9 protein-coding genes and 2 tRNA genes are annotated in these 13,938 nt (G+C 36.7%); 5 read left to right on the top strand and 6 right to left on the bottom strand.

What is annotated here, in order from left to right; all coding sequences use genetic code 11:
- Positions 1–2: 2 nt before the first annotated feature.
- The 5 genes from PBT91_RS14685 to PBT91_RS14665 all read left to right on the top strand — a co-directional run bounded on the left by PBT91_RS14685 (position 3) and on the right by PBT91_RS14665 (position 5,842).
- Positions 3–1,253 carry an ATP-binding cassette domain-containing protein gene (locus PBT91_RS14685; protein ID WP_270059210.1) on the top strand — a complete coding sequence of 417 codons (1,251 nt, stop codon included), beginning with the start codon at positions 3–5 and terminating at the stop codon, positions 1,251–1,253.
- 354 nt (positions 1,254–1,607) lie between these two features.
- Entirely contained in the window at positions 1,608–4,208 is a 2,601-nt protein-coding gene (mutS, locus tag PBT91_RS14680) for a DNA mismatch repair protein MutS (protein ID WP_270059209.1), read from the top strand.
- A 90-nt stretch (positions 4,209–4,298) separates the two neighbouring features.
- A tRNA-Gly gene (locus tag PBT91_RS14675) sits at positions 4,299–4,371 on the top strand.
- An 18-nt stretch (positions 4,372–4,389) separates the two neighbouring features.
- A tRNA-Leu gene (locus PBT91_RS14670) sits at positions 4,390–4,475 on the top strand.
- 56 nt (positions 4,476–4,531) lie between these two features.
- Positions 4,532–5,842 carry a tyrosine-type recombinase/integrase gene (locus tag PBT91_RS14665; RefSeq protein WP_270059208.1) on the top strand — a complete coding sequence of 437 codons (1,311 nt, stop codon included), beginning with the start codon at positions 4,532–4,534 and terminating at the stop codon, positions 5,840–5,842.
- Positions 5,843–5,971: 129 nt separating this feature from the next.
- Here PBT91_RS14665 and PBT91_RS14660 read toward each other — a convergent pair whose 3' ends face one another.
- The 6 genes from PBT91_RS14660 to PBT91_RS14635 all read right to left on the bottom strand — a co-directional run bounded on the left by PBT91_RS14660 (position 5,972) and on the right by PBT91_RS14635 (position 13,937).
- Positions 5,972–6,514 carry a hypothetical protein gene (locus tag PBT91_RS14660; RefSeq protein ID WP_270059207.1) on the bottom strand — a complete coding sequence of 181 codons (543 nt, stop codon included), beginning with the start codon at positions 6,512–6,514 and terminating at the stop codon, positions 5,972–5,974.
- A gap of 3 nt (positions 6,515–6,517) precedes the next feature.
- A complete protein-coding gene (locus tag PBT91_RS14655; protein WP_270059206.1) occupies positions 6,518–7,186 on the bottom strand; it encodes a DUF3800 domain-containing protein in 669 nt (222 codons plus the stop codon).
- Positions 7,187–7,239: 53 nt separating this feature from the next.
- Entirely contained in the window at positions 7,240–9,021 is a 1,782-nt protein-coding gene (locus tag PBT91_RS14650) for a hypothetical protein (RefSeq protein WP_270059205.1), read from the bottom strand.
- Positions 9,018–10,961, bottom strand: a complete 1,944-nt coding sequence (locus tag PBT91_RS14645; RefSeq protein WP_270059204.1) for a BACON domain-containing protein — start codon at positions 10,959–10,961, stop codon at positions 9,018–9,020. The genes PBT91_RS14650 and PBT91_RS14645 overlap by 4 nt, the downstream gene beginning before the upstream one ends.
- 76 nt (positions 10,962–11,037) lie before the next feature.
- Complete coding sequence (locus PBT91_RS14640) at positions 11,038–13,470, bottom strand: hypothetical protein (protein ID WP_270059203.1); 2,433 nt, start codon at positions 13,468–13,470, stop codon at positions 11,038–11,040.
- A complete protein-coding gene (locus tag PBT91_RS14635; protein ID WP_270059202.1) occupies positions 13,470–13,937 on the bottom strand; it encodes a hypothetical protein in 468 nt (155 codons plus the stop codon). The genes PBT91_RS14640 and PBT91_RS14635 overlap by 1 nt, the downstream gene beginning before the upstream one ends.
- Position 13,938 lies beyond the last annotated feature (1 nt).

Genomic DNA, 13,938 nt, shown 5'->3' with positions numbered 1-13,938 from the left:
AAATGAAGCATATTGCAATTTATGCCGAAGATCACAAATTAGTTTCCCGACTAGTGGATGATCTAAAAAAAGATAAAAAAGTACCCGGATTTGAAGAATTTCAGCATAAAAAAGGATTTGAACATTCTGAAGCTGTTCTTCAAAGTTTTATAAAAAAAGATCAAAAACATGGAAATTCAGTTTTAGTAAAAGATCAGGATCGCAGCTTGAGAACTTTCTCCAGTGGTGAAAAACGTAAAGCTTTACTCGAGTTTTTACTGAAAAAAGAGCCAGAATACCTTATTTTAGACGATCCTTTCGATTGTTTAGATGTGCAATCTGTAGCGAGCTTTAAATCGAGATTGGCTGAAGTGAAATCTGATTTTGCAATGCTACAAATCTTTAGAAGGGAAGAAGATATTTTAGCATTTATCGATGAGGTGCTAATTTTTGATTCCAACGGGAAAGCTATTCTGAAAAATAAAGCCGATTTTAAAGAAAATAAGAAGGAGTTTTTAGCGGAAATAAAGGCGATCCCACCTGCTCCTAAAACTTTTAAAAATATTCGCGAAAGCCTGATTAAGCTGGATAAGGTTAATGTTTCTTATGAAGAACGCCCTATTTTAACGAATATCACCTGGGAAGTGAAGCGAGGTGAATTCTGGAAACTTACCGGCTCAAACGGATCTGGAAAAACCACGATTTTGAGTATGGTTTACGGTGATAACCCAAAAGCTTATGGAGTTGATTTATTTCTCTTCGGAAAGAAAAAAGGAAGCGGCGAATCGGTTTGGGATATCAAGAAAAAAATCGGTTATTTTTCTCCCGCTTTAACGGAACTGTTTACTCGTAGAAATACGGTTGAAGATATGGTGATTTCAGGATTGGTTGATAGTGTTGGCCTTTATCAAAAACCAACAGATAAACAAAAAGCTTTGGCTAGGCAGTGGTTAGAAACTCTAGGTTTTCGGGATAAAGCCAAGAAAATATTTAATGATCTGTCCAATCTTGAAAAGCGAATGCTTCTAATCGCTCGCGCGATGATAAAACATCCACCATTGTTAATTTTAGACGAACCTTCTACAGGTTTAGATGATAAAAGTGCTTTAAAGATCACTAATCTTATCAATCAGATTGCAGCGCAAAGTGACACTGCAATTATTTATGTTTCCCACAGAAAAGAAAAAGGCTTAAACCCCGATTTTGAATTTGAATTGGTTCCTTCGGAAAAAGGATCGGTTGGAAAGCTTATTTCAAAAGTCAATTATCAATGAACAATTAACAAGATAGGTTTTAGTTCTCAGCAATAAGCTAATTTTTAATTATCGTCATTCCGTGATTGACAAGGAACCTCATCCTACTAGAAACTGAACAAGGTGCAGTTTCCGGATAGAAAAGTTCAGAATTACGAAGAAATATGATCAAAAATGATAATTGGTTGTTAAAATTGTTTAATGCGATTTTGAAGATTATCCGATAACAATCAATTTAGTTCACTGTTCACTGTTAAAAAAATGTGAATAAAAGCTATGCTCAGATTTTCTAATCGCAATGAGGTTTCTTTATTTTAGCGTTTCTAAAATTCTCCTGGTTTGACAGCAAAAAAAGAAGCAAAAGTGACCCCTTTAATGAAACAGTATTTAGCGATAAAAGTTAAATATCCTGATGCAATGTTATTGTTTAGAGTAGGTGATTTTTATGAGACTTTTGGAGCCGATGCAGTGGTAGCTGCCAGAATTTTAAACATTGTGCTAACCAATAGAAATAACGGCGGCGAGCGAAGCGAGCTTGCAGGTTTTCCGCATCATTCTTTAAATACGTATTTGCCTAAGCTTGTAAAAGCAGGGCAGCGTGTGGCTATTTGCGATCAATTAGAAGATCCAAAAATGACCAAGAAGATCGTGAAGCGTGGAGTAACCGAACTTGTGACTCCGGGTGTAGCTTTAAGTGACGAGGTTTTAAATAGTAAATCGAATAATTTTCTTTGTGCGATACACTATGGAAAAAGAAATCTTGGTATCTCATTCTTGGATGTTTCTACGGGTGAATTTTTAACCGCGCAGGGAACGCAAGAATACATCGATAAACTGCTTCAGAATTTTAACCCGAGTGAAGTTTTAATTCAGAAGAAATATAAAAAGAATTTTGCTTCTGATTTTGGGGAAGATTATCATGTTTTTTACTTAGAAGATTGGGTCTTTAAAAACGACTTTGCTAGTGAAACCTTAAATAGTCATTTTAAAACGGCTTCTTTAAAAGGTTTTGGGGTTGCTCATTTAGAGGAAGGAATTATAGCTTCAGGATCGATTCTTCATTACCTTGCCGAAACTCAGCATAACAAGCTTCAGCATATTACCGCGATAAATCGTATTGCAGAAGAAGAATATGTTTGGATGGATCGGTTTACTATACGGAATCTTGAATTATATCATAGTACAGCCGCCAATGCAGTAACCCTTCTAGATGTGATCGATAAGACGATTTCGCCTATGGGAGGCCGATTACTGAAACGTTGGCTGGCGCTGCCATTAAAAAATTCAGAAAAAATAAAGAAGCGCCACGAGGTTGTTGGCTATCTTTTAGAACATCCCGAGGTTTTATATAAGATACAGGAGCAGGTAAAAGAAATGAGCGATTTAGAACGTTTAATTTCAAAAGTAGCAACGGGTAAAGTTTCACCAAGAGAAGTAATTCAGCTTAAAAATTCCTTAGAAGCTATTATTCCGGTAAAGGAAACAGCTTTAGGATGCGAAAACGAAGCTTTAAAAGTGATTGGCGATAATTTACATGCCTGTGAATTACTTCGGTCTAAAATAAAGGAGAGCATTAACGAGGAGGCGCCGGTATTGGTACAAAAAGGAAATGTGATCGCAAGAGGATTTCATAAAGAACTGGACGAACTTCGTGATATTGCGTTTTCAGGAAAAGACTACCTGGATAATATGCTGGAGCGTGAAAGTGCGGCTACAGGTATTACTTCGCTGAAGATTGGAAATAACAATGTGTACGGCTATTATATCGAAGTGCGAAACACGCATAAAGATAAGGTGCCGGCCGAGTGGGTAAGAAAACAAACGCTGGTAAATGCGGAACGTTATATTACCGAAGAATTAAAAGAATACGAGGCTAAAATTTTAGGTGCCGAGGAGAAAATCCTGCAATTAGAACAGGACTTATTTTCGAAATTGGTGCTTTGGATGAGCGATTATATTCAGCCGGTACAGCAAAACGCGCAGTTGATTGCGCAATTGGACTGTTTATGTTCGTTTGCACAGCAGGCGAAGATCGAGCAATACTGTAAGCCTGAAATCGAGGAAGGCTTCGAGTTGCAAATTGAAGATGGTCGTCATCCGGTGATCGAAAAGCAATTGCCTATTGGCGAATCGTATGTGACCAACAGCGTTTTCTTAGATCGTGAAGAGCAGCAGGTGATTATGATTACCGGGCCAAATATGAGTGGTAAGTCGGCTATTTTGCGCCAAACCGCACTAATTGTACTAATGGCCCAAATGGGAAGTTTTGTGCCGGCAAAATCGGCTAATATCGGTTTAGTGGATAAGATTTTTACCAGGGTTGGCGCCAGTGATAATATCTCGATGGGCGAATCGACGTTTATGGTAGAAATGAACGAAACCGCTAATATTCTGAATAATATTTCTGAACGGAGTTTAGTACTTTTAGATGAAATTGGTCGTGGGACGAGTACCTATGACGGGATTTCGATTGCCTGGGCGATTAGTGAGTATCTGCACGAGCATCCATCACGCCCAAAAACGCTATTTGCGACGCATTATCACGAGTTAAATGAAATGTGTGATACCTTTAGCCGCATTAAGAATTATAATGTCTCTGTAAAGGAATTAGAGGATAATGTTCTTTTTCTACGGAAGCTCGTTCCCGGGGGGAGCGAACATAGTTTTGGGATTCATGTAGCAAAAATGGCGGGGATGCCACAACAGGTGTTACATAGGGCCAATAAGATCTTAAAAAAGCTGGAGCAAAGCCATAATATGGAAGAAAGCAGCGAAGTTTTAAAAAAATCTGCAGAAGAAGAGATGCAGCTTAGTTTTTTTAATCTGGACGACCCTTTGCTGGAAGATTTACGTGATGAATTGGTAAGTATTGATATTGATACACTTACGCCGGTAGAAGCGTTAATGAAGCTAAATGAGATTAAGCGAATGCTCTCGGTAAAACAAAAAAAGAAGGCCGAAAACGTAAAAAATTAAAAAAAAGCTTTGTCGTTTTAAGAAATGTGCTAAATTTGCATCCGCAATAAACAATTGCGCATCGGTAAAACCGAAAGTTCTTTTAAATACGCGAAAATAGCTCAGTTGGTAGAGCGCCACCTTGCCAAGGTGGAGGTCGCGGGTTCGAATCCCGTTTTTCGCTCAGTATATATAATATTATGCTCGGATGGTGGAATTGGTAGACACGTTGGACTTAAAATCCAATGAACAGCAACGTTCGTGCGGGTTCAAGTCCCGCTCCGAGTACAGAGAAACCCCTGCAAAAACAGGGGTTTTCTTGTTTTTAGTCCCTTCTTTTTAATATGAAAAATAAGGATAAAAACGAAAACGTACCCAGAAACGTACCCAGAAATTCTATAATTGAATTAGAAATTTCGATGGCGAAAAAGAGATATTCTATTCCAAAGCTTTACATTCCAAGAGTAAATGGCAAACCAACTGTTGCTCCTGGAAAAAGGTGGTACGTTTATATTCATTGGCGATCCAATCCAGATGGCCCACTCGATAAGAAATTTACTTTTACAAAGAAGATCAATCGGCTTAAAACTATTAAAGAACGAAGAGCTGCAGGGAAACATTTAGCTTCTATTTTAAGCCTTGCTTTAGAGCGAGGATGGGTTCCGGATACCGAAGAGCGAAAGTCTAAGAAAGCAAAACATCGTGGACCACAAATGACACTGGCCACCGCGATGGAATACGCTTATAAAATTAAATTGAAGTCCGGGAAAAAGGAATCTACGCTTAACGGTTATGAGTTTCACATGAATCGTTTTCTACATTGGGCAAAGGAAAACGGTTATTACGGAGCAGATCCTTCACATTTTGGAATTGATCAGTTCTATGAGTTCCTAGATTGGTTACGATTTGATTATGTGAATGAGCAAACCGGGAAAGAAGTCTCCGGTAGTTCAGTAAATAATCATAAATCGAGTCTTTCTGCGTTATTTACTACGATGAAAAATGAGCGGTTAATCCCTTATAACTTTATTAAAGATATTCCGAATGTAGAATCAGATCCGGTAAACAATAAAGCTTTTACTATGGAAGAACTCCGGATCATCAAAGAAGAACTCGAGAAAACAGATCCTTATTTAAAACACTATGTTTCCTTTGTAATTTATTCTTTGTTGCGACCGCTTGAAATCTGCAGGTTAAAGGTAAAAGATATAAATACTAAAAACTGGTTGCTCCAAGTTGAAACTAAAACCGATGATTTAAGCGTAAGACGCGTAATTGAGAAATTGAAACCGACTATAAAAGAAATGGAGTTAGAGAAAGCTCCACCATCCTATACTTTATTTACGAATCAAAATAAACCTGCAGATTGGGATGTTTCCTTGAAAAGTAAGGCAGATCATTTTGGTAAAAGATTTAGAGAAGTCAAGACCAGGTTGGGCTTTGGCAGGGAATACGGGATATACAGCTGCCGGCATACCGCAATTATGAATTTATATAATAGCCTTGTAGATGAAGGAATGGGAGAGCAAGAAATTTTATTTAAATTGATGCCAATAACACTGCATAAGAGTGTTGTGGGGATAAAGAATTATTTAAGAAAGCACAAAAAATCAATTCCACCCGATCATTCAGATATCTACACTATTGAATTTTAAGTTATTTATAATAGCGTTTCTTTGGTTATATACAAAAACAATCATATATTTGCACTGTTCATTCTACCATATTAGGAGAAATGAATTACGAAGTCCGGCGGCCTCAGAAGCTTTGCCGGACTTTGCGTTTTAATATATTTCGGGTAGTTTATTTTTGTATTTATTTTTAATTGTTTTGTGTCCGCCATATTTTTTTTCTAAATAATATGCAGTTATAAAGTAATAATCAGATCCGGATCTTTGTGGTTCCAGGATGATTACATAATTTTTGGATAAATTATGAATAAAGGTTCTTTTTATATTTCTTCCATTTTGCCTATGATTTGAGCTAAATACCCTTATATCAGCCCCATTTATATTTTCTTTAAGATGAGGAAGAATCCAATGTAGCCTTTTAGATCTCTCAAAATCGAAAACACTTCTTTTTTTTATTACATTTCCTTTATCGTCGTAAGTATCTTCGGTTCTGTTAGTTAAATGGGAAAATAAAACTTCCATGTCTACATCTCCATCTTTCTTCAATGGACGGATAATTTTATCTCTAAAGGTTATTTGTTTATCATTGTTTATATCTCTATCAAAAATAGCTTTCAAAGAGATAGTTCTTTTATCCTCTGGTAAATGATTTATTTCTAAATGAGAATCATATTTTTTTATAAGATTAGTGGGCATAATTTACTGAAGTTTAATAAAGAATAAATTGAATTTTCTTTCATATGGGGGAGTCTTCTCGTTTAGAGGTTTTCCAAGTAGTTTTTCAATTTTCTTTATAATATTATTTTTAGCAGTAACTTGATTTAAATTTCTGAGTTTATAATTAATGGCACCCATCAGTACATCAGTTATTTGCATTAATTCACTTTCATATGATCTAATTACTTGTAAATTTCTGATGTTACTATAATCGCGTTCTAAATAATTCTTTAAGTTTCTAGCCTTCAAGTATGAGTAACTGTCCTTAATGTCAATGTAAATATTGTAATTACAGTCGGGTTCTAATTTTTTATTGAGTAATTGGTAATACATTTTATCATAAAATGTATTATGGTCTTGATGAAATTTAGAGTGTTTTAATTCTGCTTTATCAACAATTATTGCTCTAAAATTTAGGTCGTTGCTGAAAAAGAAATCAATTATTTCATTATAAAGAGGATATTGAGATTTCGAAAGAGAGCTCCATTTCATTTCACCTTTATAAAAATGATTAAGTTTCATCTCACGAATACTCTTATTATACATTTTTAAAAGATGATACGGAGCACTTACATAGGATAAAATCATGTAAGGATGACCGTCATTTTCTATGTGAGTACTTTCATCACAATATATATTATATGTTCCCATTTAAGTTTTGTTATTTTTCAAAAATAATAATTCTAACGGATAAATATAAAATATTAAAACGCTTCACTCTCCACTTCCACTTTCATAACTTTTTCAGATTGAAACTTTTTTGATATTTTTTTTATGATCTGCTTTTCGTTATACTTAAAACTAAGCTCTTTAATATCGTAGATTTCGTGTGTTGAGCATTCAATACTATCTTTAAAAGTTTTGGAGTGGATCCTAAACCATAACCAGGTCTCCCAAAAATTGGATCCAACATTATCCAAAGAAAGAGCTCTGCTAAGATTTTCGGAACAAACAGGAAGATCATTTTCAAGACCACCGTAAAGACAAAAATCTAAATCACTAGATTCTTCAGGAGCGACTGCCGTTATAATTCCCTTGTTGGGTTCTACCAAGGCTGGCTGTAGATCTAATTCAATCTTTATTTCGTCTTCCTCATTATCCAGAAGGTTTGAAAAAACTCGGCCGTTTTTATTGTAAAAATAAGTTTCCCCGTTTGTATAACTAAGTTTATAAAAACGATTGGTGTTGTGTACAAATTTCTTCTTTGGGTCTTCTAAGTGCGAATGATCACGTACTTTTCTATCTAAAACTGAATTTTGTGCAAAATTAACTATCACGAATCGCTCCTGAACATCTATATCAAGATTCCACCAATTCTTAAGAAGGTTAATATATTCACCAGCTGTCATATCGGGAACAAAATTTGACAAAGAAAAAACAGATGGAAATTGATTTAATCTACCACCTTCAAAACTATATTCGAAATTGTTTGTATCAGCAATCGATTGATTTTGGTTCTCCAGAATAAGTTGCACCACTATTTTATCATAGATATCTTTTTTTTCTATCGTAATGGAAAATTTATCATCTAATTTCACCCTGTTGTTTGTTGACTTAGCTTCTTTTAGAATAGATCGTTCACCTGTAATTGAGTCTTGCCTGTATATTTTAAATTCGAAATACCTAGCCTGTACGGGATCTAAACTTATAGTGTAATCAATTTCATAATTACCAACTTCGGTAGGGGAAAGCAATTGCTCGTATAGACTGTAAACTTTGTTATTGTTAATCAGGTTGCTTTTAGGATCTGAAAAAGACCATTGCAGATATTCGCTACCTCTAAATTTTTCCAGATAGTTTTCAGGAATATATAGTGCCTTCTTAAGATCTGGATGCTCTACAGCTTCGCCAAATACCTTTTTTCCTTCCTGGGCATAAATAAACCGTAGAATCTCTAGTAGATAAGGCATAGGAGCCATGACGTTTTTATTTAGATACTTAGGTTCTTCTCCTGAATTATCGATCTCATTTTCTACATATTTCGAGTTTTGGAAATTATTCAAGAAACCTTCAAAAGCCTCATAATTATCCTCTTCTGTAATACTTGGCTTCCACACCATAGGGAAATTGAAAGCAGTAGACGGCCAGGATTTACGGCTGCAATTACGTGCATATACCGGTAAATCGACCGATATTATTTGTGGCCATGGTAAATTTTTAAGCTCTATATCATAAACCGCAAGATCTTCATCACCATAAGTGATGGTACATTCGATTTTTTTTCCCTGTATATCGCCAATAAACAAATTAGCTTTATAATGGCGATCGGGTAATATTAAACGACACGGAATTTGAATGTCAACATCACTGGCATTGCCCAAATGCAATAAACCTAATTTATTAAGAAGCTCTGCATCCCCCTCTATGGTAAAAGGCAAAGAGTAATTTTTATTTACACTATCTGTAAATAAATCACTTTCTTCGTTTAGACTCACCCCATATCTACTAATGTCGATCTGAAAGGTGTCGGTTTGAATATAAATCATTTCGAAGCGAAGTTAAATTTTAGATCAAAGTTTCTATTATATCGTCTAGTTTCTGAAGTTATGAGACTCCTAAAATCTCTTAGAACTTCCCAGCGTTGTCCCTGGTGTTCTAGCCAGATTTTTTTAGATCTTAAAACACTAGCTAGGAAAGCAACTTCTTTCTCGCTGTAAATATTACCAGTGTTAATCTCGAATGATTTAGGCTCTTGAATGTCCACAATTGTGCTATATTCTTTGCCATCTCTATTTCTTACAGAAACAGTACTTTCTTCTTCATCTATAATTTTGAATATACCATCACAATTAAAAATTTCAGGGCAATCCCATTCATTGAGCCATATTAATTGAGTTGAAGGAGCATCTGAAGGTTTAACAACTACCTGTAAATTAATTGTGCCGAAACTTATCTGAAAGGTGTTTTTTGAATTTAATCCATATTCATTTAGATTGAAAATAAACGTTAGTACTTTCCCTGTTTTGGAGATGGGAATTTGGGTTTGAATATCACCCGTAATTATCGCCTGGTCTATGGCCTCATCAGTTAGAATTGAAAATGCTATTATACCATCTTTTGGAACCGTTATATTTTCTGGAATATATGAGAGTTTTCCTAAAGTTGGAGTTTTTCCATTTAGGAATTGAATATTTGAAAACGTTTCTCTTAACTTGCTAAGCTGATTCCCCATAGTTTTATCAAGAACCTCAAAATCATACCGAATAGGAATCACAGGCGAGAAAGACTGCGTATCTAGGGGCGGTAAGATTTGGGGACTTAATAAAGTGTCCGTTTCCTGTCCTATAAGGATGTTAGCTATGTTCTGAAAATAGGGCGCGCGTTTCGTATATCTTAAGGTTTGGACTGTCCCTACAGTAGTAAAATTCAATATAGCTTCTGCATTTTTTCCGGCATTTCCTAATTTCAACTTATTACGATCATCGGCAAAGTATAATTTATTGCTTTCTAAACCTTCCGTCGTTTCTTGAACAATATCTAGAAGCACATCTATAAAAACCGAACCGAAACCATCACCTGCAATTTCAATTTTTGAAGTATAACTACCAATTTCTAATAATTCAGTGTTAATACTTTTGACAGAAATCTGATTAACACCACTCATCACATTACTCGGAGATAGTTGCAGCCAATTAGCATCGGTTGTAATTTCTGCATTCATGGAAGCATCGATCTGAAACGTGGTGGATCTAGAGGGTGGTTTTTGATAATTTTCGGAAAAAGTGATTAGTGATTTTGTGACGTTTAGATAATCTGCTTCTTCATTGCTTCCAAAAACATACAACCAGACAATTCCTTGAATTTTAGACCTACCATCATCAACAATAAAGTTAGCTCGATTACTTGTCTTGTTAATCCCTGCGGGATCTGCATTTAAGGTAATCGTAGCATTGCCTTGTCCATTATCTTGTGAAAAACTAAGCCATGTTTGATCTGTAACAATAGACCAATTATTTCCAGTTTTAATGTTTAGAAACTGTTTAGCAGGAGGGTTTTGCCCTCTTCGGTAATTGAATGTGAAAGATCTGCTACTAATATCTAGTAAGCTACCTTCTAGAACCGTTAAATTTACCTGAAGTGTATATGTTAAAGATCTACCTCCTAAGAGTAAATTGCTGGAGACTGTTCCTCTTATTTTAATATCTGCTGAATAATTTCCAGGCGCCAGGTTGTTAGCTATATTTTCATTTATAGCGATTTTATAATCAGATCTTCCTATTTTGCCACTGTCTAATCTCCAAATCTCTTCAAGTATTATAAAAAGCCATTGAGGTGCATCAAGAATTTCAATATTATCCTCGACTGTGTATCGCCACAATAAAGCCACTATCTCATTTGGAATTACTCCTGAAAATTTTTTATAGGTAATAGAAAGACTTCTTGGATTTAGTCCTAATTCGTAACCTTCATGTGGATTATCTGCCATTTTTAATCTTAGATTTAGATTTTATTTTATTGAGTTTTTTTTGAGTTTCCTGGCGTTTCTGTTCAGTTTCATAATCCTATCTTACAAAAGCTTCTAAAGGAATATCCAAGCGTTCTAATAATCGATCTATTGCTGCTATAAATGCTGCATAATCGTTACCTGAATTTATCGGGTTTGTTTCTTCCATAGAAGTAGGGCCACCATCATAGAATAGGCCAAGTTTCTTTCTTCGCTTATTCTCTATATACTTTTCGATCTGAGGCATTTCAGGATCTTTTCTTACGATCTCCGGAATTACATATTCATTTTTATGAACGTATCCCACAGGCTCGTGGCCAGAATCATCAATAAATCCTAAACCATTTGCACCGGTTGGTCCACCGTTAAAAAATCCTGTGGTTTTAGCTTCGTTTTTAGCTTTCGCAGCATTTTTAATTGCTCCGACAATACCAACAACCTGAGCTGCGAATCCAATTAATAAAGGGATGTTTTGCGGGAAACCTACAGATGCAGTTTTAGCCGTTCCGGCTGCAATATCTCCTGTAGCTTCGGCAGCTTTTAAGCTCATTTTAGATTGAAACAAACCGAGTTCAACCGCCATTTCTTTGGCTGCTAGCAATTGTTTTGCTAATAATAACGCTTGTCCAATTTTTGTTTCTTGGCCAGCAAGATTAATTGCAGCATCTAAAGAACCATTCCATAGCTTGCGTTTCTCCCGTGCAATTTCTTCTTCCTTTTTAAGCTCCTTATTCTTCCACTTTTCATGTATGCCATTAATTGTCGCTTCGTGAGATTCTTTAATTGCTTGCTCGACTTTGGCTTTTTCTTCCTCGGTCATTTCCAGGAATTCCATTTCTTTTTGGAATTCTTCGAGCTTTTTTTCCCATTCTAGCTCTGCCTTTTCTAATTCCTGAGCTTTTCGGATCTCTTCTTTTTCAGCTTCGCTTTCAGCACGTGCAAGTTCCAGCTCGTTTTCCAACTCTCGACGTTTCTCATCAAAAGAGCGCATACGCTCTAATTCCTTGGCTTCCTCTTCAGCTTTGGCTTCATCGATCTTGATTTGGTGTTCTGCCCGAATCTGATCCATTAGTTCCTGTTCCGCTCCTAATGCTCGAGCTTTTTCTAAGGCTCTTTCTTGTTCCAGTTCTGCTTCTTTAACGGCAGAATCCGCAAGGCGATCTTCACGCTTTTTAATATATTCTGCTTCGAGTGCTGCTATTTGATCCAGTCTCTTTTGTTCAGCAGCTGCGGCTTTTTCATTTGCTTTAGTAAGCTCATTGGTTACACGAAGCTCGTCGCGCATTAAGTTTCGAGCGGCATCAGCTTTTCTTCGCTGTAATTGCTCAACTTTTGCAGTTAACTCAGCCTCTTCGTTAAGATCTTCTTTTGTGGAATTAGAGAAAGTATTTTCTTCCTCTTTTATTTTTCTGCGAATCTCTGCAGCTTCGATTTCTCGATTGTAAAGTTCGTCCTGAGCTTTTTTCGCTTCAGCTAATATTTTCTGCCGTTCTTCTGCAGAAACATTTTCTTCGTCCCTGGCTTTTCTTCTTGCTTCTGCCACCTGAGCTTCCACACGGCCACGATCAATGATTAATTGTCGCTCAATCTTATCTGCATTTGCGGCCATATCACTAAGCTCCATTTGGCGCTTAACTTCATTGGCCATTTCGTCACCATACTCGCTCACGGCATCTTTAGCACGATTAAAGCCATCTACTGCTTTATCGGTAAAGTTTTCTACTCCGGTAGTAATTTGAGTAACGGCATCAACTGCTACCTTTCCGGCTTCTTTAAAATTCCCACTTAGCGCGAGGTCAATTGCTTCGCCAAGTTTTGGAAAGAACTGAATTAAACCAGTGATTCGGTTTTCAATATTGGTTTTAATGAAACTTCCAAGAGCTTCGATGGTCTCTTTAGGATTGGAGAATACATCAACTATAATTTTCCCGAGAAAGGAAAGTAAATCTGTAAGATTTCCAACCACCACACCGGTAACTGCACTTATTTTATTCCAGGCATTTTGGCCCTCCTCAGAATCTCTAAAATATTGGGTAACGGCTCCAATAGCTAAGGCAAGCCCGGCAAGCACCATCCCTAATGGAGTAGCGATAAAAGCTACAGCTGCTTTTGTGGCTCCAATAATACTGGCTCGCATTCCCTGGAGACCTTCCTGCACCATCATAAGATCGCCTGTCACCAACCCACCGGTTACTTTTCCAAAGGCCTCCCCAAATTCATTAACCGCTTTTCGATTGTCTTGGAGGGATTTTTCTCCCTCTTTGGTTTGGTTAATAAATTCACGCTGGCGTTTTTTCATGCCATCGTAAGTTTTCTCCAGTTCGCCGAGCTTCTTATTTTCTGCGTTCCATTTTGCCGTTCCTTCCTCCAGGTTACGAACATAACCACGCTGCGCCCGTAACTCCTTACCAACAGAATTCATCGTGGTTTTGACTTCCTTGTCATTTACACGAATCGCGAGGTTAAAAACTTTAGTTTGAGCTGCAGACATTATTTATCTTCGGTGTTAATTTGTAATACCAGGTTAGAGATCTTGGCCATTACATCATCGGTTCTGGTTTCGCCAAGGGCATCAAGTAAGTAATCGAGTGCCCCGGATTTTTTATAGATATCATCAAAGAGTTGAAATTGCGGAAGATTAACCTGGTGTGGTTTTCGTAGCGTTTCGCCTTTTTGATACCGGGAAGCTCTTAAATAAACATTTCCGCCTTCACGAACACCTGCTGCACCATAATGAAGCATAAAACCAACCTTGCTAGAGGTAAAGTTTAATCCTAATAATCTGTGCGTACCCATTTTGGCAGTTACACGGGTAGCCTCGAGAATGGGAATGTTATTGGCATCCCCCTGATTATGAATTTTTAGTTTGCGCTTAAGGATCGAGTGCACATAGTTTTCGGCCATCTGTGCGGCTCTTTTTCCAATCGCTTGCTCTTTGCTTTTAATATCTCCTGCCATA

Origin of the sequence: Zunongwangia sp. HGR-M22, assembly GCF_027594425.1 — a bacterium.
Lineage (GTDB): Bacteria > Bacteroidota > Bacteroidia > Flavobacteriales > Flavobacteriaceae > Zunongwangia.
Note: the sequence above shows the minus strand (reverse complement) of the source record. Positions and strands in the feature narration are given on the sequence as shown.